The sequence below is a fragment of the Microlunatus sagamiharensis genome (assembly GCF_900105785.1).
In the GTDB taxonomy this organism is placed as follows: Bacteria; Actinomycetota; Actinomycetes; order Propionibacteriales; family Propionibacteriaceae; genus Microlunatus; species Microlunatus sagamiharensis.
Window position 1 is genome coordinate 2,849,146 of the sequence record NZ_LT629799.1, and the last position, 20,114, is coordinate 2,869,259.

Annotated in this window: 20 protein-coding genes, 1 other RNA gene and 1 pseudogene; 13 read left to right on the forward strand and 9 right to left on the reverse strand. The window is 73.1% G+C overall.

Translation table 11 applies throughout. The annotated features are described in order from the left end of the window. Window positions 1-6 precede the first annotated feature (6 nt). On the forward strand, window positions 7-1,005 hold the full coding sequence (locus BLU42_RS13035; protein ID WP_091075013.1) for an amidohydrolase family protein: 999 nt from the start codon (window positions 7-9) through the stop codon (window positions 1,003-1,005). A gap of 3 nt (window positions 1,006-1,008) precedes the next feature. On the opposite strand, the gene BLU42_RS13040 is transcribed toward BLU42_RS13035, so the two are convergent. Further along, complete coding sequence (locus tag BLU42_RS13040; protein ID WP_091075014.1) at window positions 1,009-1,215, reverse strand: DUF5302 domain-containing protein; 207 nt, start codon at window positions 1,213-1,215, stop codon at window positions 1,009-1,011. A 147-nt stretch (window positions 1,216-1,362) separates the two neighbouring features. Between BLU42_RS13040 and BLU42_RS13045 the strand changes: the two genes are divergently transcribed. After that, window positions 1,363-3,399 carry an NAD(+) synthase gene (locus BLU42_RS13045; protein WP_197680437.1) on the forward strand — a complete coding sequence of 679 codons (2,037 nt, stop codon included), beginning with the start codon at window positions 1,363-1,365 and terminating at the stop codon, window positions 3,397-3,399. Between the two features lie 76 nt (window positions 3,400-3,475). Next, a complete protein-coding gene (locus BLU42_RS13050; RefSeq protein ID WP_091075016.1) occupies window positions 3,476-4,417 on the forward strand; it encodes a DUF2510 domain-containing protein in 942 nt (313 codons plus the stop codon). A gap of 42 nt (window positions 4,418-4,459) precedes the next feature. On the opposite strand, the gene BLU42_RS13055 is transcribed toward BLU42_RS13050, so the two are convergent. Further along, window positions 4,460-5,299, reverse strand: coding sequence for a transglutaminase-like domain-containing protein (locus tag BLU42_RS13055; protein ID WP_091080429.1), 840 nt, complete (start codon window positions 5,297-5,299; stop codon window positions 4,460-4,462). A gap of 11 nt (window positions 5,300-5,310) precedes the next feature. Further along, window positions 5,311-5,598 (reverse strand): hypothetical protein, encoded by a 288-nt coding sequence (locus BLU42_RS13060; protein WP_091075018.1) that lies wholly within the window; start codon window positions 5,596-5,598, stop codon window positions 5,311-5,313. Between the two features lie 180 nt (window positions 5,599-5,778). On the opposite strand from BLU42_RS13060, the gene BLU42_RS13065 reads away from it, so the two are divergent. The 6 genes from BLU42_RS13065 to BLU42_RS13090 all read left to right on the forward strand — a co-directional run bounded on the left by BLU42_RS13065 (window position 5,779) and on the right by BLU42_RS13090 (window position 11,204). Continuing rightward, complete coding sequence (locus BLU42_RS13065) at window positions 5,779-6,150, forward strand: SRPBCC family protein (RefSeq protein WP_197680438.1); 372 nt, start codon at window positions 5,779-5,781, stop codon at window positions 6,148-6,150. Window positions 6,151-6,265: 115 nt separating this feature from the next. Next, on the forward strand, window positions 6,266-7,336 hold the full coding sequence (locus BLU42_RS13070) for a sulfate ABC transporter substrate-binding protein (protein ID WP_091075022.1): 1,071 nt from the start codon (window positions 6,266-6,268) through the stop codon (window positions 7,334-7,336). 31 nt (window positions 7,337-7,367) lie between these two features. Next, complete coding sequence (gene cysT, locus BLU42_RS13075) at window positions 7,368-8,258, forward strand: sulfate ABC transporter permease subunit CysT (RefSeq protein ID WP_231918139.1); 891 nt, start codon at window positions 7,368-7,370, stop codon at window positions 8,256-8,258. Then, window positions 8,251-9,123: a sulfate ABC transporter permease subunit gene (locus tag BLU42_RS13080; RefSeq protein ID WP_091075024.1), complete on the forward strand. Its 873-nt coding sequence runs from the start codon at window positions 8,251-8,253 to the stop codon at window positions 9,121-9,123. The genes cysT and BLU42_RS13080 overlap by 8 nt, the downstream gene beginning before the upstream one ends. Before the next feature lie 7 nt (window positions 9,124-9,130). Continuing rightward, complete coding sequence (locus BLU42_RS13085) at window positions 9,131-10,168, forward strand: sulfate/molybdate ABC transporter ATP-binding protein (RefSeq protein ID WP_091075026.1); 1,038 nt, start codon at window positions 9,131-9,133, stop codon at window positions 10,166-10,168. A gap of 37 nt (window positions 10,169-10,205) precedes the next feature. Further along, on the forward strand, window positions 10,206-11,204 hold the full coding sequence (locus BLU42_RS13090) for a DUF2332 domain-containing protein (protein ID WP_091075028.1): 999 nt from the start codon (window positions 10,206-10,208) through the stop codon (window positions 11,202-11,204). Between the two features lie 218 nt (window positions 11,205-11,422). Here the strand turns inward: BLU42_RS13090 and BLU42_RS13095 are convergent. Further along, window positions 11,423-12,874: pseudogene (locus tag BLU42_RS13095) on the reverse strand (catalase); the annotation flags it as partial. A 168-nt stretch (window positions 12,875-13,042) separates the two neighbouring features. Beyond that, window positions 13,043-13,216, reverse strand: a complete 174-nt coding sequence (locus tag BLU42_RS13100; protein ID WP_157719969.1) for an SPOR domain-containing protein — start codon at window positions 13,214-13,216, stop codon at window positions 13,043-13,045. A gap of 90 nt (window positions 13,217-13,306) precedes the next feature. Between BLU42_RS13100 and map the strand changes: the two genes are divergently transcribed. The 4 genes from map (at window position 13,307) to aroQ (ending at window position 16,474) form a co-directional block, all read left to right on the forward strand. Continuing rightward, entirely contained in the window at window positions 13,307-14,158 is an 852-nt protein-coding gene (gene map / locus BLU42_RS13105; protein WP_091075035.1) for a type I methionyl aminopeptidase, read from the forward strand. Window positions 14,159-14,310: 152 nt separating this feature from the next. Beyond that, the gene (locus BLU42_RS13110) at window positions 14,311-15,159 is read left to right on the forward strand and encodes an alpha/beta fold hydrolase (RefSeq protein WP_091075037.1); all 849 of its coding nucleotides are present in this window, start codon (window positions 14,311-14,313) and stop codon (window positions 15,157-15,159) included. A gap of 132 nt (window positions 15,160-15,291) precedes the next feature. Next, window positions 15,292-15,694: RNase P RNA component class A (gene rnpB / locus BLU42_RS13115), an RNA gene on the forward strand. 333 nt (window positions 15,695-16,027) lie between these two features. Beyond that, window positions 16,028-16,474, forward strand: coding sequence for a type II 3-dehydroquinate dehydratase (gene aroQ / locus BLU42_RS13120; protein WP_091075039.1), 447 nt, complete (start codon window positions 16,028-16,030; stop codon window positions 16,472-16,474). A 58-nt stretch (window positions 16,475-16,532) separates the two neighbouring features. On the opposite strand, the gene BLU42_RS21610 is transcribed toward aroQ, so the two are convergent. The 4 genes from BLU42_RS21610 to BLU42_RS13135 form a co-directional block, all read right to left on the reverse strand. Then, window positions 16,533-16,667, reverse strand: coding sequence for a hypothetical protein (locus BLU42_RS21610; RefSeq protein ID WP_269457988.1), 135 nt, complete (start codon window positions 16,665-16,667; stop codon window positions 16,533-16,535). 267 nt (window positions 16,668-16,934) lie between these two features. Then, window positions 16,935-18,173 carry an ATP-grasp domain-containing protein gene (locus BLU42_RS13125; RefSeq protein WP_172825792.1) on the reverse strand — a complete coding sequence of 413 codons (1,239 nt, stop codon included), beginning with the start codon at window positions 18,171-18,173 and terminating at the stop codon, window positions 16,935-16,937. Between the two features lie 70 nt (window positions 18,174-18,243). Beyond that, complete coding sequence (locus BLU42_RS13130) at window positions 18,244-18,993, reverse strand: esterase family protein (RefSeq protein WP_091075041.1); 750 nt, start codon at window positions 18,991-18,993, stop codon at window positions 18,244-18,246. Next, entirely contained in the window at window positions 18,990-20,060 is a 1,071-nt protein-coding gene (locus tag BLU42_RS13135; protein ID WP_091075043.1) for an alpha/beta hydrolase, read from the reverse strand. Before BLU42_RS13135 ends, BLU42_RS13130 begins: the two co-directional genes overlap by 4 nt. Window positions 20,061-20,114 lie beyond the last annotated feature (54 nt).

Consider the following 20,114-nt stretch of genomic DNA (forward strand, 5'->3'; position numbering starts at 1 on the left):
GGAGCCGTGGCGAGGATCGCGATCGAGGAGCACTGGAACCTGCCGGAGCTGAGCGAGGCGGTGCGCGCGCTGCCCGCGGAGCGCGGCGACCCGAGCCTCGTGCTCGACGAGGCGGGCGACAACCTCGCTCTCCTGGAGGACCTCGCGGACGCCCGCCTGCGGGTGATGGACGCCCAGGGCGTCGACCTGCAGGTCCTCTCGCTCGCCCCTCCTGGCACCCAGCCGCTCGACCCGGCGCAGGCCGTCCCCCTCGCCCGGCGGGCCAACGACCTGGCCGTGGAGGCCGTACGCCGCCACCCGCGGCGGTTCCGGGCCCTGGCGACCCTGCCGATGCCCGACCCGGCCGCGGCGGTCGCCGAGCTCGAGCGCGCGGCCGGCCTCGGCATGGTCGGCGCGATGGTCTACGGCCGCTCGGGCGACGTCCCGCTCGACGACCCCCGCAACGACGACGTCCTCGCCGCGGCCGCGTCCCTGGGGATGCCGGTGTTCGTGCACCCCCAGGTGCCCCCGCTCGCCGTGCGCGAGGCCTCGTACGGCGGCTTCGACGAGCTGACCGGCCTGGCGATGGCGACCTTCGGCTGGGGCTGGCACCTCGAGGCGGCGCTCGCCGCGCTCCGGCTCGTCGTCCGCGGGACCTTCGAGCGGCACCCCGACCTCCAGCTGGTGCTGGGCCACTGGGGCGAGCTGCTGCCGTTCTGGCTGGACCGCGCCGACAGCCTCGCCCGCGTCGCGGGGCTGGGTCGCAGCGTGTCCGACTGCATCCGCACGAACGTGCACCTGACGAGCTCGGGGATGCTCAACCCGGCGCTGCTGCGACACGTCCTCGAGGTGACGACGCCCGACCGCCTGCTGTTCAGCACGGACTACCCGTTCCAGCGTCCCGACGCCGAGGCGGTCGCGACGTTCCTGACGAGCTACACCGACACCGCCGGGGACGCCGGGCGCGACGCCTTCACCGAGCACAACGCCCGGGCGCTGTTCGGCATCGAGGGCGAGATCGGCTGAGCGCTAGCCGGTCTTGCGGCGGAACGTGCTCCGCTTGCCGTCGGCCTGCCCGTGCGCGTGGCCGCCGGCCTTGCCCCCTCCGTCGAAGTGGTCCTGGCCGTGGCGGCCCTGCTTGGCGGCGAGCGCCTCGCGGAAGCGGCGCTTCGTCTCGTCGACCGGGTCCTCCTGAGGGGTCTGCTGCTCGGACGTGCCCGGCTCGTCGGCGTTCATCCGTCCAGTGTGACCCCCGCCGGCCGGCGCTCAGGCCCCGGCTCCACCGTCGACGCTCTCCCGACGCCGATGCCCTGACCCTGCTGGGGCTGCTGGCCGCGCAGGGTGTCCCCAGCCCCCGCTGAGCGCCGCTGCGAGGATGGGGCCGTGTTCGCCTCGATCTACGACCAGGGCTTCGTCCGCGTGGCGGCGTGCGTGCCCACCGTCACCATCGCCGACCCCCGGGCGAACGCCGCCGCCGTCGCCGACCTCTTCCGCGCCTGCGTCGACGAGGGGGTCGGGGTCGCGGTGTTCCCCGAGCTCGCGCTGTCGGGGTACGCGATCGAGGACCTGCTGCTGCAGGAGACCGTGCTCGACGAGGTCGAGGTCGCCCTCGCCCAGCTCGTCGCCGCCTCGGTGGACGCCCCGACCGTGCTCGTCGTCGGCGCTCCCCTGCGCCACGGCAACCGCCTCCTGAACTGCGCCGTCGTGATCCACCGCGGCGCGGTGCTCGGCGTGGCGCCCAAGTCCTACCTGCCGACCTACCGGGAGTTCTACGAACGGCGCCACTTCGGCCCCGGCGACGACCGGCGCGGCGAGACGGTCCTGCTCGCCGGGCAGCGCGTCCCGCTCGGCCCCGACCTGCTGTTCGCCGCCCAGGACGTGCCCGGGCTGACCTTCCACGTGGAGGTCTGCGAGGACATGTGGGTGCCGGTGCCGCCGAGCGCCGAGGCGGCGCTGGCCGGGGCGACCCTGCTGCTGAACCTCTCCGGGAGCCCCATCACCGTGGGTCGTGCGGAGGACCGTCGCCTGCTCGCCCGCTCGGCGTCGAGCCGGTGCCTGGCGGCGTACGTCTACACCGCCGCCGGTCCGGGCGAGTCCAGCACCGACCTGTCCTGGGACGGCCAGACCATGGTCTACGAGCTCGGGCAGCTGCTGGCCGAGACCGACCGCTTCCCCGACGGCCCGCGGCGCGCGGTCGCCGACGTCGACCTGCTGCGGCTGCGCCAGGAGCGGCAGCGGACCGGCACCTTCGACGACAACCGGCGCACGCACGCCGCCCGCACGGCGGAGTTCCGCACGGTCGACCTCACCCTCGACCCGCCGCGCACCGACCTCGGCCTGCGCCGTTCGCTGGACCGCTTCCCCTTCGTGCCCGACGACCCCGACCGCCTCGCCCTCGACTGCTACGAGGCGTACAACATCCAGGTCACCGCGCTGGCCCAGCGCCTCGTCGCGATCGGCAACCCCAAGATCGTCATCGGCGTCTCGGGCGGGCTCGACTCGACCCACGCGCTGATGGTCGCGGCCCGCGCGATGGACCGCCTCGGCCGCCCGCGCAGCGACATCCTCGCCTTCACGCTGCCCGGCTTCGCCACGACGTCGACGACCAAGGACAACGCGACCCACCTGTCGCACGCCCTCGGGACGACCTTCGCCGAGATCGACATCCGCCCGGCGGCCGAGCGGCTGCTGGCCGACATGGACCACCCGTTCTCCGACGGCCACCCCGTCTACGACGTCACCTTCGAGAACGTCCAGGCCGGGCTGCGCACCGACTACCTCTTCCGCCTGGCCAACCAGCGCGGCGGCATCGTGCTCGGCACCGGCGACCTCTCCGAGCTGGCGCTGGGCTGGTGCACGTACGGCGTCGGGGACCAGATGTCGCACTACGCGGTCAACGCGGGCATCCCCAAGACGCTGATCCAGCACCTGATCCGCTGGGCGATCGGCAACGGGGAGTTCGACGAGGAGACCAACGCGGTGCTGGGCGCGATCCTCGCCCAGGAGATCAGCCCCGAGCTCGTCCCCGTCGCCGAGGGCGAGGGGCCGCAGAGCACGGAGGCCAAGATCGGGCCGTACGCGCTGCAGGACTTCACGCTCTTCCACGTGCTGCGCTACGGCTTCCCGCCCAGCCGGATCGCCTTCCTCGCCCACCACGCGTGGTCCGACCCGGACGTCGGACCCTGGCCGCCCGGCTTCGACGGGGTGCGGACGAGCTACGACCTGGCGACCATCCGGCACTGGCTGCAGGTCTTCTGCCACCGCTTCTTCGGCATCAGCCAGTTCAAGCGCTCGGCGATCCCGAACGGCCCGAAGGTGGTGGCCGGCGGCGCGCTCTCGCCCCGCGGCGAGTGGCGCGCGCCGAGCGACGGGAACGCGAACGCGTGGCTCGCCGAGCTCGAGCGCAACGTCCCGGCCTGACCCGCCGCTCCGACGAGCCGGGGCCCGGGGCGCGTCGACGGGCCGGTCCTGCGCCGCGCGCCGTTAGCGTGAACCCGTGTCCGAGCCCGGCTGGTACCCCGACCCCGGGGGCCGCTCCGGCCACTACCGCTTCTGGGACGGCCAGGCCTGGGGCCTGAGCACGACCTCCGAGCTGCCCGGCGGCCCTGGCCCTGCCGGCTCCGCGGGGGGCGCTGACGGCGGCAGGGGCCCGCGGCGGTCCCGCGGGCTCCGCATCGGCCTGGCCGCGACGGCCGCGGCCGTGGTGCTCGTCCTGGTCGCCGTGGGCGCCCTCGTGCTCCGCGAGCGGAGCCGCGCGACCGTGGACCCCGCTCCCGTACCGGCGCCGAGCGTGACTACCCCGCCGAGCACCGCTGCGCCCCTGCCGACGGGCCCGAGCACCGAGCCGGGCCCCGACCCCAGCGGCGGGCCGAGCGGCACCCCGAGCCCCGTGCCCAGCGCGGAGCCGTGCCTCTTCGGCAGCCCCTACAGCCGCCAGGACTACCCGCGCGACGACCGGGTGCACGGCGGCAGCCTGTCCTTCCCGCTGCCCGCCGGGTGGACCTACCCCGGCCGGCAGGTCGACTCCTTCACCTGGGCGTACGACGTCGGCGAGGCCGACACCCAGGTCCAGCAGCAGTGGTACTCCACCTACGCCGTCGGTGCGGTCTCCGTCGCCGACGGCTTCGAGGACCCGGCCGGCGCCGCGGAGCGGATGATGGGGTGCACGCTCGCGTCGTCGCTCTACCGCGGGGTCACCTCGCGCACGGACCTGGTGAACGAGGAGACGAGCGTCGGCGGCTACCCCGCCTGGACGCTGCGCAGCGAGATCCGCGCGGACGACCCCCGCACGACGTCCGGGGGCGACACGGTGCAGATCACGGTCGTCGACCTGGACTCCGGCGAGGCGCTCGCCTTCTTCTGGGGCTGCGCCCCGCTCGGGGACGCGGCCCTCACCGCCCAGCTCGACGAGGTGGCGTCCGAGCTCGAGGTCGGCTGAGCCCGAGGTCGGCTGGGCTCTGTCGGCTGGGCGGCTCGCGCCTCAGGCGCCCGGCTGGGTCCCGACCGGGGCCACGGCCTCCTCGGCGACGACGGTCATCCGCTGCAGCCAGGGTGCTCCGTACGTCGTGGCCATGGCCACGTCCCCGGCGTCGCGACCCCGCCCGATCAGGACGCGGCCCTTGCGGTGCACGTTGTTGCGCGGGTCGAAGGTGAACCAGCGCCCGCCGAGGTAGACCTCCATCCACGCCGCGAAGTCCATCGGCGCACCCAGGGGCTCGACGTCGATCTGCGGCAGGTAGCCGAACACGTAGCGGGCCGGGATGTTCAGGGCCCGGCACAGCGACACGGCCAGGTGGGTGAAGTCGCGGCAGACGCCGTAGCCGGCCGCGTGCACGTCGGCGGCGGTGCTGCGGGCGTTGCTGCTGCCGTACTGGAAGGTCAGGTGCCCGTTGACGTAGTCGCAGATCGCCTGCACCCGGGAGTAGCCGCGCGGCAGCTGGCCGAAGCGGTTCCACGCCTCCGCGCCCAGGACGTCGGGGAGGCAGTAGCGGCTCGGCAGCGTGAAGATCAGCACGTCGTCGGGCAGGTCCTCGGGCGCCAGCTCCTCGGCGCTCTCGTCGACCTCCTCCGTCGCGTCCGGCACGGTGACCAGCGCGGAGTAGGTGATGGTCGACTGCCCGGCCGGGATGGTCAGGCGGCGGCACACGTTGTCGTACAGGTCCGCATACGTCCGGCTGGCCTGCTCGGGCTGCATGGTCCACGACTCGTCGTGGACGCGCACGGCCTGGTCGGGGGCGGGCTCGACCTGGAAGACAGCCGGAACGTCGTAGGCCGAGGAGTGGACGAACTCGCAGCCGATCCTGACCTCGCGGGTCCCCACCGCGGCCTGCGTCACGCCGAGGCGGAGGAGGTCGAGCCTGGGGTGGTGTCGGGCTTCGGCGCCTCGGCCACCGCGTCCGCGGCGGTGTTGATCACGCTCGCCACCGGGTCGGGCAGCGAGGAGGTGTTCTTCTTGACCTCGGAGGCGACCTTGGCCGCGGCGTCCTGCGCCTGCTGGCTGTGCGCGAGGTCGTTGGCCCGGGCCTTGAGCTCCTCGAACTTCTCCCGGCCGGCCCGCGTCCCGAGGACGTAGCCGACGCCACCCGCGACCGCGGCCACCAGCACTGTCTTCAGCTTCATCTGCTCCTCGATCCCTCGGGTGTCGCCGTCCGGCGCGTGCGCCTCACCCTACGGTGGGCCCCGGACGCGGGTCGGGGCAGCCCGGCGTCGTCACACGGTCGTCACGTGGGCCCCGGCCCCGCGTGCGGCACGGCTGCGGGAGGGACGTCCTTGATGTCGTGGCGAGGGGCGGTCCGGCGGGTGGACGTCACGGGTGCGGTGCGGCCCGCGGTGGCCTGGGAGCGCTACGCCGACCTGGACGCCTGGCCGACCTGGGCACCGCAGATCCGCGACGTGGAGGCCGACGGGAGGCGGCTCGCGGTCGGGCGCCGCGGCGTCGTCCGCGCGCGGGGCGGGCTGCGGGTGCGCTTCGTGGTCACCGCCGTCGACGAGCGGGCGATGCGGTGGAGCTGGATCGCCCGGGTGGGGCCGCTCTCCCTCTCGCTGCACCACGAGGTGGCGCCCGACCCGCGCGGCACCCGCGCCGGGCTCGTCCTCGAGGGCCCGGGGCCGGTCGTCGCCGCGTACGCCCCGCTGACCCGGATCGCGCTCACCCGGCTCGTCGCGCCCTGACCGCACCGCGGGCGTCTCATCTGCTGAACGAACGTCTCAGCATTGCCTCCGTTCCCTGCATTCTCTAGTGCGCCGGTAGGCATAGTGCCGCCGCCTCGACAGAACAGGGCTCGCCATGTCCCCCTCGCTCCTCCGCCGTACGCGCGTCCGCGCGGTCGCCGCCGTGGCCACCGCCGCTGCGTCGACCCTGCTGCTCGCCGGCTGCGTCGGCGGGTCGGCGGCCCCCGCGGGCACCTCCTCCGACGGCTCGGCCGCGGCCTCGTCGGTCATCCACCTGGTCGGCTACTCGGTGCCGAAGGAGGCGAACAAGGCCGTCGAGACGAAGTTCCTCGCCACGCCCGCCGGGCAGGGCGTCAGCTTCGAGGAGGCGTACGGCCCCTCCGGCGACCAGAGCCGCGCCGTGGTCAACGGCCTCCAGGCCGACTACGTCAGCTTCTCCCTCGAGCCCGACGTCACCCGCCTGGTCAAGGCCGGGCTGGTCGACGCGAGCTGGAACAGCGGCGCGACCAAGGGCATGGTCGCCGACTCCGTCGTGGTCATCGCGGTGCGCAAGGGCAACCCGAAGGGCATCAAGGGTTGGGACGACCTGGTCAAGCCGGGGATCAAGATCATCACGCCGAACCCGGCGTCGTCGGGCTCCGCCCGCTGGAACACCCTCGCCGCGTACGAGCACACGATCGCCGAGGGCGGCTCGGAGGCCGACGCGAAGGAGTACCTGACGAAGTTCTTCGGGAACGTGCAGGCGCTGCCGGGCAGCGGCCGCGACGCGACCAACGCCTTCCTCAGCGGTGACGCGGACGCGCTGATCAGCTACGAGAACGAGGCGATCCTCGCGCGGCAGTCCGGCGAGGAGTTCGACTACGTCGTCCCCGACCAGAGCGTGCTCATCGAGAACCCCGCCGCGGTGACCACCAAGGCGACGCCGAAGGCCAAGGACTACCTCGACTACGTGCTGTCGGCCGACGGCCAGGCCGAGTTCGTGAAGAAGGGCTTCCGCCCGGTCGTCGAGGGCACGCCGACCACCGGCGTCGAGGGGGCGAACGACCCGTCGAACCCCTTCCCGACGCCGGCGAAGCTGACGACCATCGCCGACCTCGGCGGCTGGGACGCGGTGAACGAGAAGTTCTTCGCCGACAAGACCGGGATCGTCTCGCAGGTCCAGCAGGCCACGGGCAAGAGCCAGTGACGCTCGCGCCGCACCCGGTCCGGAGGTGGCCGTGACGACGCCGAGCGCGTCGGCCACCTCCGCCCTGGCCGGCCCCGCCGCCGCCGAGGACGACGCGCCCACCCCGGGCCGCGCGCCCTCGGGGCGGCGTCGGCGCACCACCCTGACCCGCGCCTCCGCGCTCGGGCTGGGGGTGGCGATGCTGTGGTTCAGCCTGCTGGTCCTGATCCCGCTCCTCGCGGTGCTCGTGCAGGCGTCGAGCGGCGGCTGGGCCGCCTACGCCGACGCCCTGACCAGCCCGCAGACGGTCGCCGCGCTCGAGCTGACCGTGGGTCACGCCGTGCTGGTGACGCTGGTCGACGTCGTCATGGGCACCGCCATCGCCTGGGTGCTCGTGCGCGACTCGTTCGTGGGCAAGCGCGCGCTCGAGGTCGTCATCGACGTGCCCTTCGCGCTGCCGACGATCGTCGCCGGGCTGGTGCTGCTCAGCCTCTACGGCGCCGGCTCCCCGCTCGGGCTGCAGTGGGCCAACACCCAGCACGCCGTCACGCTCGCCTTCCTGTTCGTGACGCTGCCCTTCGTCGTGCGCACCGTGCAGCCCGTGCTCATGGAGATCGAGCCCGAGGTCGAGGAGGCCGCCGCGTCGCTCGGCGCCGGCCGCTTCACCGTCTTCCGCCTGGTGATCCTGCCGAGCCTGGTGCCGGCGATCACCTCCGGGGCCGCGCTGGCGTTCGCGCGCGCGATCAGCGAGTACGGCTCGCTGGTGCTGCTGTCGGGCAACCTGCCCTACTCCACCGAGGTCGCGAGCGTGCGCATCCTCTCCTTCGTCGAGGGCGACCAGCTGACCGCCGCGGCGGCCGTCGCGTCGGTGCTCCTCCTCGTCGCGCTCGTCGTCATCGTCGGGCTCGAGATCGTCTCGCGGCGGGTGGCCCGGCATGGCTGAGCCCACCACCCCGACGGCGGGACGGACCGGCACGCGCACCCGGACGGTCCGGCAGCCGTCGCTGCTGCGCTGGCCGCTGCGGATCTCGGTGGTCGTCTACCTCGCGCTGCTGGTCGTCTGGCCCGTCGGGATCGTGGCGTTCAAGACCTTCGAGCGCGGCCTCTCACCCGTGCTCGAGGCGCTCGGGCAGCCCGAGGTGATCTTCGCCTTCGAGCTCACGCTGGCCAACGCCGTGTGGGCCGTGGTGATCAACACGGTCTTCGGCGTGGGCATCTCGCTGCTGCTCGTGCGCTACGAGTTCCCGGGGCGGCGCGCGCTCTCGGCGCTCGTGGACCTGCCGCTGTCGGTCTCCCCCGTCGTCGTCGGCCTCGCCCTGCTGCTCGTCTACTCCGGGCGCACCGGCTGGTTCGGCCCGACGCTGGAGCGCCTCGGCGTGCAGGTGATCTACGCGCAGCCCGGCATGATCATGGCGACCGCGTTCGTCAGCCTGCCGCTGGTCATCCGCGAGGTGGTGCCGGTGCTGCACGAGATCGGCACCGACCAGGAGCAGGCGGCCACCAGCCTGGGTGCGTCGGCCTGGCAGACCTTCGGCCGCATCACGCTGCCGGCCATCCGCTGGGCCCTCGTCTACGGCGTCGTGCTCAGCCTCGCCCGCTCGCTCGGCGAGTACGGCGCGGTCAAGGTCGTCTCCGGCGGCGTCGCCCTGCGCACGCAGACCGCGACGCTGCTGGTCGAGGAGCGCTACTCCCAGTTCGGCGCCGACAACACCACGGCGGCGTACGCGGCGGCCTTCGTCCTCGCGCTCCTGGCGGTCGTCGCGCTCGTCGTCGTGTCCGTCCTCCGTCCCTCCGACCACGACCGGTGAACCAGCCATGAGCATCCGCATCGCGGGCGTCAACAAGTCCTTCGGCGACTTCGCGGCGCTGACCGACATCGACCTGGACCTGCCGAGCGGCCAGCTGACCGCTCTGCTCGGGCCGAGCGGGGGCGGCAAGTCCACGTTGCTGCGCATCATCGCCGGGCTCGAGGTCGGCGACACCGGCACCGTCGAGATCGAGGGGGTCGACGCCACGCGGCTGCCCGCCCGCAAGCGCAACGTCGGCTTCGTCTTCCAGCACTACGCCGCCTTCCGGCACATGAGCGTCGCGGACAACGTCGGCTTCGGGCTCAAGATCAGGAAGCGCCCGAAGGCCGAGGTCAAGGCCCGCACCGCCGAGATGCTCGACCTCGTGCACCTGTCGCAGTTCGCCGAGCGGCTGCCCGCCCAGCTCTCCGGCGGGCAGCGCCAGCGAATGGCCCTCGCCCGCGCGCTGGCCATCGAACCCACCGTCCTGCTCCTCGACGAGCCCTTCGGCGCCCTCGACGCCAAGGTCCGCAAGGAGCTGCGCGACTGGCTGCGCCGGCTGCACGACGAGGTCCACGTGACGACGGTCTTCGTCACCCACGACCAGGAGGAGGCCCTCGAGGTCGCCGACCGGATCGTGGTGATCAACGACGGCCGGGTCGAGCAGGAGGGGACGCCGGACGAGCTCTACGACGCCCCGGCGAGCGAGTTCGTGATGGGCTTCCTCGGCCCGGTCACCGCGCTGCAGGGCCACCTCGTCCGGCCCCACGACCTCGAGGTCGAGAGCCACGCCTTCCCCGGGGCCGTCGAGGGCCGGGTCGCCCGCCTCGCCCGCGTCGGGTTCGAGGTGCGCGTGGAGCTGGCCGTGCCGGGCGAGCCCGCGCCGGTGCTCGTCACCCTGACGCGCGCCGAGGCCGCGCACAAGCAGCTCGCGGAGGGCGTCGCCGCCTGGGTCCGGCCGGTCCCTGGTGCCGGCCGGGTCGCGGTTGGCGGGTCGTCCGCGGCGTCCGCCGGGCCGGATCCCTCCACCGGCTCAGGAGTGCCCCTGGTCGCGCCGGGCGCCTGAGGGACCGCGGCGCCGAGCCCCTCGGTAGCGTGCCCGGATGAGCCTGCCCGTCGAGCTCGAGGCGGTCGCGCGGCAGTACCGGGGCTTCGCGGTCGCCACCCGGGGCCAGTCGGCCTGCTTCGAGGAGTGGTCCTCCGGCGTCGCCGGCGACGAGGAGGTGCTGGGCTGGATCGCCGCGCTCCCCCGGGGCAAGCAGCAGCCGAACCTCGTCTTCGCCGCCGCACGCTGGAACGGCGTCGCGGCGCCGGGTCCGTACGCGGGGCTGCGCGCAGCCCTGCTGAGCGACGGCGGCACGATCCGGGCCACGATCCTCGAGCGCCGTACGCAGACCAACGAGGTCGGGCGGCTCGCCACCCTCGTCCCGGCCCTCGCGCGCGTCGCCGCGGAGGCCGGGCCGCTGGCCCTGCTCGAGGTCGGCACGAGCGCCGGGCTCTGCCTCTTCCCGGACCGCTACGACTACGCCTGGCCGCCGCTCGGCACCCTGGCTGGGAGCGGCGGCCCGGTGCTGACCGCGCCGGCGGAAGGCCCGCTGCCCGTCCCGGCGGGCCCGCTGCCGGTCGCCTGGCGTGGCGGGATCGACCTGGCCCCCGTCGACGTCCGCGACGAGCAGGCCGTCGCCTGGCTGGAGACCTGCGTCTGGCCCGAGCAGGACGAGCGCCGCGCGCGGCTGCGTACGGCCGTGGCGATCGCGCGCACGGACCCGCCGCTGATCGCGCAGGGTGACCTCTTCGACCTCCTCGACGAGCGGGTCGCCGAAGCCGGCCGGCACGGCACCGTGGTGGTCTTCCACAGCGCCGTGGCCATGTACCTCGACCGGCCCGGACGCGCCCGGTTCGTCGGGCGCATGCGCGGCCTCGTCGCGGCCGGCCGAGGCCGTTGGGTCAGCAACGAGGGCCGCGACGTCCTGCCGGAGGTGACCGCGACGGTGCCCGCGGAAGGCCCGCAGCCCGACGAACGGCTGTCCTTCGTCCTGGGCCTCGACGGCCGGGCCGTCGCGCTCACCCACCAGCACGGTGCCGGGATCCGCTGGCTCTGAGCGCCGACCACGCCCGAGGACGCACGAGGCCCCGCCCCCGGTACGGGGACGGGGCCTCGACGGCGACCTCAGAGACCGGAGCGGCCTGCCGGCAGCGGCCCGTCGTTCAGCGGCGTGGTCTTGTCGACCTCGACCTGCTTGTTGACCGGGGTGTCGGGGTCGTCGCTCGCGGGCGCGGGCCCGTGGGCCTCGACCGACGGGTCGGCCGCGAGCTCGGCGATGTGGTCGCCGACGGCCTTGTCGATGCTGCGCCAGTAGTCGAAGACGCGCTCCTTGATGTCGGGGCGCACCGTCCCCAGCGTCGACGCGACCGTCTCGGCGAGCCGGTTCCGCTGGTCGGCGTCGAAGACCTGGTTGACCATCGCGTTGGCCTGGCTGAAGTCGTCGTCGTCCTCGCGCAGCGTGTAGGCCTGCCGCACGAACGCGCCGTCGGCCTCCCAGCCGGTGTCGGCGAAGAGGTCGTCCTTCACCTCGGGGCCGCCCACCGTGTTCGGGTAGTAGGTCGGCTGGCCGGGGTTGAAGTCGACGCGCATCGGCCCGTCGAACTCGTAGGTGTTGACCTCCACCTTCGGCCGGTTCACGGGCAGCTGGTGGTAGTTCGCGCCGATGCGGTGCCGGTGCGTGTCGGCGTAGGAGAAGACCCGGCCCAGCAGCATCTTGTCGGGGCTGAAGCCGATGCCCGGGACGAGCGCGCTGGGCTCGAAGGCCGCCTGCTCGATCTGGGCGAAGTGGTTCTCCGGGTTGCGGTTCAAGGTCATGCGACCGACCTCGATCTCCGGGTAGTCCCCGCGCGGCCAGACCTTCGTCAGGTCGAACGGGTTGATCCGGTAGGTCTTCGCGTCCTCGTACGGCATGACCTGGACCTTGAGCGTCCAGCTCGGGAAGTCCCCCGCGGCGATCGAGTCGAAGAGGTCGCGGCGGTGGGCGTCGGGGTCGGTCGCGGCGGTCTGCGCCCCCTCCTCGTTGGAGAGGTTCTCCACGCCCTGGTCGGAGTGGAAGTTGAACTTCACCCAGCTGCGCACGCCCTCGGCGTTCACCCACAGGTAGGTGTGCGAGCCGTAGCCCTGCATGTGCCGCCACGTCCGCGGGATACCGCGGTCGCCCATCAGGTAGGTGACCTGGTGCGCCGACTCGGGGCTGAGGGTCCAGAAGTCCCAGCGCATGTTCCAGTCCTGCAGACCCGAGTCGGGCTGGCGCTTCTGGGTGCGGATGAAGTGCGGGAACTTCATGGGGTCGCGGACGAAGAAGATCGGCGTGTTGTTGCCGACGAGGTCCCAGTTGCCCTCGCTCGTGTAGAACTTCAGCGAGAAGCCGCGGGGGTCGCGGACGGTGTCGGCCGAGCCGATCTCGCCGGCGACGGTCGAGAAGCGGGCCAGCATCTCGGTCTTGACGCCGGGCTGGAACATCGCGGCCTTCGTCAGGTGGCTCACGTCGGCCGTGGTCTCGAAGACGCCGAACGCGCCGCCGCCCTTGGCGTGCACGACGCGCTCGGGGACCCGCTCACGGTCGAAGTGCGCCATCTGGTTGACGAAGTGGAAGTCGTGCAGCAGCAGCGGCCCGTCCGCGCCGACGGACAGCGAGAACTGGTCGCTGGGCGCGGGCGCCCCGGTGTCGGTGGTCGACACCTTCGCGTCCGGGCCGGTCGGCGGTGCCTGGAAGTCGGTGGTCATAGGGGGTCCTCCGTCGGGCGCGGGTGCAGCCCCGCCAAGGGGCGGGTCGGAGGCGGCGGGCCCACGCCGCCTCACCCCATGCTTACCCCGCCGAGCTGGGCGGAACCTGTACGGGTCCAGCGGGCCGGGACCGCGTACGGGCGCCTGCCCGGCGACCGCGCGCCCGGGTCAGTCGTCGTCCCAGGAGTCGGCGGCCTCGTTGCGCTGCTGGACCTTGTCCAGCGCACGCTCGGCGTCCTCCCGCGTGGGGTAGGGCCCGAGCCGGTCGGCCGCCTTGCCGGCCTTGCTGTCCTGCACCGCCTGCTTGGTCTCGAGGTCGAACCACCAGTCGCCGTCGGCCATGTCCGTCTCCTCCTCGCCCGGGCGGCCGTCCACCGCCTCGAGGGCCGACGCTACCGACCCGCCTCCGGGCGCCGCACGTAGCATCGGGCCGTGCCGACCGCCGTCCTGCCCGCCCCGGTCTCGCCGGTGCGAAGCGTGCCCAGCAGCATCCCGCGGCCGGAGTACGTGGGCCACGACGGCCCGCGGCGCTACGAGGGCCCGGACGTCCAGACGCCCGAGACGATCGAGCGGATGCGCGTCGCCGGGCGCATCGCCGCGCAGGCGATGGAGGCGGCCGCGGCGGCGATCGCGCCGGGCGTGACGACGGACGAGCTCGACGCCGTCGTGCACGCGTTCATCCTCGACCACGGCGCGTACCCCTCCACGCTCGGCTACCGGGGCTTCCCCAAGTCCTGCTGCACCTCGGTCAACGAGGTCATCTGCCACGGCATCCCCGACGCCCGCCCGCTCGAGGACGGCGACCTGGTCAAGATCGACGTGACCGCGTACAAGGACGGCGTCCACGGCGACAACTGCGCCACCTACTTCTGCGGCGACGTCGACGAGGACGCCCGGCTGCTCACCGAGCGCACCCGCGAGGCGCTCGCCCGGGCTATCAAGGCCGTGCGCCCCGGACGGCAGGTCAACGTCCTGGGCCGGGTCGTGGAGACGTACGCGAAGCGCTTCGGCTACGGGGTCGTCCGCGAGTACACCGGCCACGGCGTGCACTCGACCTTCCACTCGGGCCTGGTGATCCCGCACTACGACGAGCCGCGCTACGACACGGTGATCGAGCCGGGGATGACCTTCACCATCGAGCCGATGCTCACCCTCGGCAGCGGCGACAACTACATGTGGGACGACGACTGGACCGTGCTGACCAGCGACGGCAGCCGCTGCGCGCAGTTCGAGCACACCCTCGTCGTCACCGACACCGGCGCCGAGGTGCTGACGCTCCCCTGACCTGTCCCGGTCGGCGGTCCGGCACCGGCTGAGAGCGCACCGAGAAGTTGACGAGTGGACGACCCCGGGCCGGTCTGTCGCGCGCGACCGAGTCATGATGGTGGAGGACCGGGACGACCGGTCCTGACGCTCGACTCGGAAGGACACCTGACATGACTGAGGTCACCGCCAACTCCGGCCTGCTCGGCAAGGTCGACCTGCACGTCGAGGACAGCGGCGGCACCGGCCGCCCCGTCGTCCTCATCCACGGCTGGCCGCTCTCGGGCGCGTCCTGGAGCGAGCAGACGGGTGCGCTCAGCGCGGCCGGGTACCGCGTGGTCGCGTACGACCGCCGCGGCTTCGGGCAGAGCGACAAGCCCAAGGGCATCGGGCACGCCGGCTACGACTACGACACCCTGGCCGAGGACCTGCACAACCTGCTCGTCGAGCTCGACCTCAACGACGTCACGCTCGTCGGCTTCTCCATGGGCGGCGGCGAGGTCGCGCGCTACGCGAGCAAGTTCGACCTGGAGCGCGTGCACAGCGTCGTCTTCGCCGCGGCTGTGCCGCCCTTCCTCGCCAAGAGCGACGACAACCCCGAGGGCCCGCTCGACCAGGCCACCGCGGACTCGTTCGAGTCGGGCCTGAAGGACGACCGCGACGCCTTCTTCGACCAGTTCACGACGAACTTCTTCTCGGCCAACGGCGAGCTCAAGGTCACCGAGGCGCAGCGCCTCGAGGCCAAGGCCCTCGCCCAGCAGTCCGACCAGCGCGCCGCGCTCGGGTGCCTGAACTCGTTCGGCACCACCGACTTCCGCGAGGACCTCAAGAGCGTGAACGTCCCGACGCTCGTCATCCACGGGGACGCCGACGGCATCGTGCCCTTCGAGGGCTCGGGCAAGCGGACCCACGAGGCGGTCCCGGCCTCCGAGCTCGTCCTCGTCAAGGACGCGCCGCACGGCTTCAACGTGAGCCACGCCGACGAGTTCAACGCGGCGCTGATCGCCTTCCTCGCCAAGTAGCCCCTCGCCCCTCGCCCGGGGCTCCAGCAGGTGCGCGAACCGCTGACGGACGACCGCCCGACCACCCGGTTCGGTGTCGACCGTCAGCGGTTCGCGCGTGAGGGGGCGGCGGCACTACCCTTCTCGCCGGGACGAGTCGGTCAGGCGGCCGCGGCGTACGCCCTCGGGCACGCGTCGAGGAAAGTCCGGACTCCTCAGAGCACGGTGGTGGGTAACGCCCACCCGGGGTGACCCGCGGGACAGTGCCACAGAAAGCAGACCGCCCGTCGGCCTCGGCCGGCGGGTAAGGGTGAAACGGTGGTGCAAGAGACCACCAGCACCCCTGGTGACAGGGGTGGCTCGGCAAACCCCACCGGGAGCAAGACCAAGAAGGCGCCCTCCTGCGAAGGAGGACGCCGCGGGAGCGTTCGAGGGCTGCTCGCCCGAGCTCCCGGGTAGGTCGCACCAGGCCGCTGGCAACAGCGGTCGCAGATGGATGGCCGCCCCCTCCGCCTCGGCGGAGGGACAGAATCCGGCTTACCGACCGGCTCGTCCCCTCTTCACCGCGGCAGGACGGTGGCGGACGTCGCGACGACGCTCGATCAGGTCGGCGGCTCCGGGGCCGTGAGGAGCGGCGAGAGGATGCTCGGGGGGTCATCCCCTCGCCGCTCTCGAGGGACCCTACGGGATTTTGTCGCCCTTCGTTGCAATCGTGCGACATCCGTTGTCGGACATGTCCCGGAGCGGCTGCGGCCGGCGAGGGCCGCCTGCAGGTGGCTGACGTGGTCAGCGCACCTAGCCGGGATGCGCGTGCCGCGGCGGTCGGGGGACCACAGGCACGCGCACCGGGTCGGACCTCCGTCTCCGGCGACATCGCTAGCGTGGACCCGTGCCCCGGCTGCTGCTGCTCAACGGACCGAACCTCAACCTGCTCGGCACCCGGGAGCCCGCGGTGTACGGGTCGGCGACGCTGGCCGACGTCGAGGAGCTCGTCCGCCGCACCGCCGAGGAGGCCGGGCTCGAGCTGCGGGCCGTGCAGAGCAACTCCGAGGGCGCGCTCGTCGACGCGGTCCAGGCCGCGCGCGAGGACTGCGCGGGCCTCGTCGTCAACGCCGGGGCGTACACGCACACCTCCGTGGCCCTGCGCGACGCGCTCTCGGGCGTGGCGCTGCCCTTCGTGGAGGTGCACATCAGCAACGTGCACGCGCGCGAGGAGTTCCGTCACCACTCCTACCTCGCGCCGATCGCCAGCGCGGTGATCGTCGGCGCCGGGATCCAGGGGTACGCGTTCGCCGTGCAGCGGCTGGCCACGCTGCTCGCGCCCGCCGACGGCTGAGCGCGTCGAGCGGGTCCGCCCGATCCGGCGGAACGGTTCCGTCGGGTCGCCTCCCGTCCTACCGTGGACCGGTGAGCAGCTCCGTCGTGCAGGGCCGGACCTGGCGCCCGCGCTGGCCCACGACCCTGGTGCTCGTCAGCGCCGTGGTCGTCGTCTGCACGATGCTCGTCTCGACCACCGCCCTGCTGCCCATGGGCGTCACCACCGCCCTCGCGGTGGCCGGCGGGACCGGCTTCGTGCTCGGCGTCTCGGCGTCTCGGCGAGCATCAGCGCCTTCCTCGACCGCGACGCGAACGCGGACTCCGACTTCTGGCGCTGACGCTCCTCCAGGCGCTCGGGGGCGGCCGAGGTTCGCGGCCCTTCGACAGGCTCAGGGATCGGGGACGGTTCCGCGACCGGCGCCCTTCGACAGGCTCAGGGATCGTGAACGGCTCGGCGACCCCGTACGCCGAGGGCCGGGTCAGGCCTTCGTCGGGCGCGCCTGGTCGCGGGACCAGAGGTCGATCAGGCCGTGGAAGTGGGCCAGGAACGCGTCGTGCTCGTGCGGCGGGTAGGTCGCGCGGACGGTGTCGAGGAGCATCCGGTCGAAGGCCGGTGACGTCACCCAGTCGTGGACCTGCTCGTCGAGGTGCGGCAGGTTCTCGCTGCACCAGTCGCCGTAGCGCTCCGTCTCGAAGTAGCGGTCGGCGATCGCGAGGTAGGCGTCGATCTTCTCGGTGTAGGAGCGGTCCGGGTCGTCGGCGACGGCGAAGTACTCGCTCGTGCTCAGGTCGACCCCGGCCTTGCGCCCGGTGACCAGGCAGTAGACCGACCAGCGCACCAGGGCGCTGATCGCCCACGGGAAGTAGTAGTGCAGCGAGGTCACGGCCACGTCGGGGCAGGCGTTGGCGTAGTCGATCGGGTAGACCTCGTCGCCCGCCACGAGCATCTCCGCGGAGTTGAACTCCCAGCCGAAGAACGCGTTGACGATGCGGCTGATCGCCACCGCCTCGTGCCCGGCCTGCGGGGACAGGAAGTCGTGGCTGACGGCGTACCGCTGGTGCATCGGCTGGTCGGGCCGGAAGTCCATGACCATCGTCTCGGCCCCGATCGACAGGGCGCGGGCGAACTTGTCGTAGTCCACGGTCGCCTGCAGGTGCATGAGCATCTCGCCCGAGGCGTCGTAGCTGCGGTGCAGGTCGTCGGGGTTCTCGATGCGGGAGACCCCGCGCCACCCGCCGCCGTCGAACGGCTTCATGTAGAGCGGGTAGCCGACCTCCTCGGCCAGCGCGTCGAGGTCGAAGGCCTGGTTGTACTTGGCCGAGGTGTAGGCCCAGCGCACGTTGTCGACCGGGTTCTTGTAGGGCACGAGCACCGTCTTCGGCACCTTGAGCCCGAGGCGCAGCATCGCGCAGTAGGCGCTGTGCTTCTCCATCGACTGGAACGTGAACGGGCTGTTGAGCAGGTAGGTCCCGTTGACCAGCGCGGCCTTCTTGAGCCACTCGCGCGGGTGGTAGTACCAGTACGCGAGCCGGTCGATGACCAGGCCGCTGCGCACCGGGTCGGTGAGGTCGAAGGGCTCGATGGTGAGCCGTTCGCTGCTGAAGGTGTGCTCCTGCCCGCCGCTGCGGAGGGTACCGACCCCCGCGAGAATGCCCTCGAAGGCGGTCGGCCAGTCCTCCTCGGCCCCCAGCAGCAGCCCGATCAGGTGCGACGTCACGTCCCCATGACTAGCAGGGCATGGGCCTGCGTGGGGAGCCCCGGCCCTCGCGTCTCAACGGGCAGGTGCGTCAGCAGAAGCGCGGCAGGTGGTGGGCGATCTGGCGCTGCCACCACACCCAGTCGTGCGAGACGTCGGTGCCCCACAGGTCGAGCTCGCAGTCGATGCCGCGCTCCTGGAGCAGGCCGGCCATGCGCCGCGTCTGCGGCAGCGAACCCGTCGGGTGCGTCTCCCAGGCGCCCTGGCCGACGACGAGGACGACCTCGAGCCGGCTCCGCAGCCAGTCGAGGTGCTCCCCGTGCAGCCCGGGCACGTAGTCGGAGGGGTTCGTGAGGTACGCGGCCTCGCCGCGCTCGCCCCACGCCCGCCAGGTCGACGGGTCGTAGTTGCCGGACAGCCCGATGACGACTCCGAAGAGGTCCGCGCGGCTCAGCCCGAGCTGGAGGGCGTGGTAGGCGCCGAGCGAGCAGCCGGTGACGACGGCGTCGGCGGCACCCGGGGTGTCACGCCCGATGAACGGCACCACCTGGTCGGTGACCCACGACGCGTACGGGGCGTGGCGCCGGGCCCGCTCCTCGCCGCTGATCCACGGGTCGGACCAGCTGACCTCGTCGAAGGAGTCGACGCAGTAGAGCTTGACGCGCCCCTCGTCGAGCAGCGGCCGCAGGGCGTCCACCATCCCGTTGGCCTCGTAGTCCCAGGCCCGCCCGCGCTCGCTGGGGAAGACGACCACCGGGCGGCCCCAGTGGCCGTAGCGGATCACGGTGCCCGGCCGCGGCAGCCCGGGGGCGTCGAGCTCGACCTGCACGCGTTCGGTCACGAGGCGCGCCCGGCGGCGTCGAGGATCGTCACGAGCCAAGGATCGAGCAGGTCGCGCCAGCACGTCCAGGTGTGGCCGTCGCGGACCTCGCCGACGGCGACGTCGAGCCCGAGGCCGCGCAGGGACTCGGCGAGGAGGCGGTTGTTGGCGGCGTTCTCCTCCGCGCTGCCGTGCACGACGCCGACGGGGAGCGCGATCGGCGCCCTCGTCGCGGCGTGGACCTCGGCGACGAAGCCGGTGATGCTCCCCCACCCGCCGTGGTGGTCCTCGTGGCCGTCGAGGTCGGGGGTGAAGAAGGAGCCCGACTGCAGCAGCAGCCCGCCGAACGTGCCCGGGTGGCGCCACTCCGCGTGCAGGGCGGCGACGGCGCCGAGGCTCTGCCCCATGAGGACGGGGCGCCCGACGGTGGGCGTCTGGGCGAGGAGGGCCGGCACGACCGTCCCGCAGAGCGCGTCCGCGTAGGCGTCGTCCGCCGCGTAGCGCTCGTCACGGGGTCCGGGGGCGAGGAGACCGACGCGGACCGGCGGGATCCCCCCGCTGCCCTGCACCTCGTGCAGCGCGGTCATCACCCCGACGAACCGGGTCAGCTCGCCGAGGTGGTCCATCTCGGGGCCGTCGTGGGAGAGCAGGAGCGGCAGCGGTTCGTCCGGGTCGCGGCCGGCCGGGGACCAGAGCTGGACGTGGACCGGCCCGACCGCGGTCTCCACGGCGAGGTCCGCCCGGCTGCCCTCCTCGGCCTGCAGACGCAGCCAGGCCGGTTCGTGGTAGCCGAGCAGGACGACCGAGTGGTCGCCGAACGCCCCGCCCACCTGGTGCGGGTTCGCGGGGTCGGTGCGCATCACCGTGCGGCCGTCACCCGTCTCCTCGAGCAGGTACTCGAGACGGTCGACGGGCGGCAGCCGGTCGCGCCCGACCTCGAGCTCCCACCCGCCCTCGACCCGCGAGAAGTCGGTGCGGCCGAGGTCGAAGTCGGTCCACAGCCGGACCGACCCCAGCCGCCCGTCGGCGTCGTCGACGCGCCACGTGACCGAGTCCTCGGTGACGGACGGGAAGGGCGGACCAGGCATCCCGCGAGCGTAATCGCCGCCGCGGCAGCGCCCTGCGGGCCGAGGTGGACGCTC

Coding starts and splice junctions, on each gene's coding strand:
- BLU42_RS13110 (WP_091075037.1), top strand. CDS start 14,311: ATGACTGAGGTCACCGCCAACTCCGGCCTGCTCGGCAAGGTCGACCTG.
- BLU42_RS13080 (WP_091075024.1), top strand. CDS start 8,251: ATGGCTGAGCCCACCACCCCGACGGCGGGACGGACCGGCACGCGCACC.
- BLU42_RS13135 (WP_091075043.1), bottom strand. CDS start 20,060: ATGCCTGGTCCGCCCTTCCCGTCCGTCACCGAGGACTCGGTCACGTGG.
- BLU42_RS13070 (WP_091075022.1), top strand. CDS start 6,266: ATGTCCCCCTCGCTCCTCCGCCGTACGCGCGTCCGCGCGGTCGCCGCC.
- BLU42_RS13085 (WP_091075026.1), top strand. CDS start 9,131: ATGAGCATCCGCATCGCGGGCGTCAACAAGTCCTTCGGCGACTTCGCG.
- BLU42_RS13040 (WP_091075014.1), bottom strand. CDS start 1,215: ATGAACGCCGACGAGCCGGGCACGTCCGAGCAGCAGACCCCTCAGGAG.
- BLU42_RS13090 (WP_091075028.1), top strand. CDS start 10,206: ATGAGCCTGCCCGTCGAGCTCGAGGCGGTCGCGCGGCAGTACCGGGGC.
- BLU42_RS13060 (WP_091075018.1), bottom strand. CDS start 5,598: ATGAAGCTGAAGACAGTGCTGGTGGCCGCGGTCGCGGGTGGCGTCGGC.
- BLU42_RS21610 (WP_269457988.1), bottom strand. CDS start 16,667: ATGGGCAGCAGGGCGGTGGTCGAGACGAGCATCGTGCAGACGACGACC.
- BLU42_RS13100 (WP_157719969.1), bottom strand. CDS start 13,216: ATGGCCGACGGCGACTGGTGGTTCGACCTCGAGACCAAGCAGGCGGTG.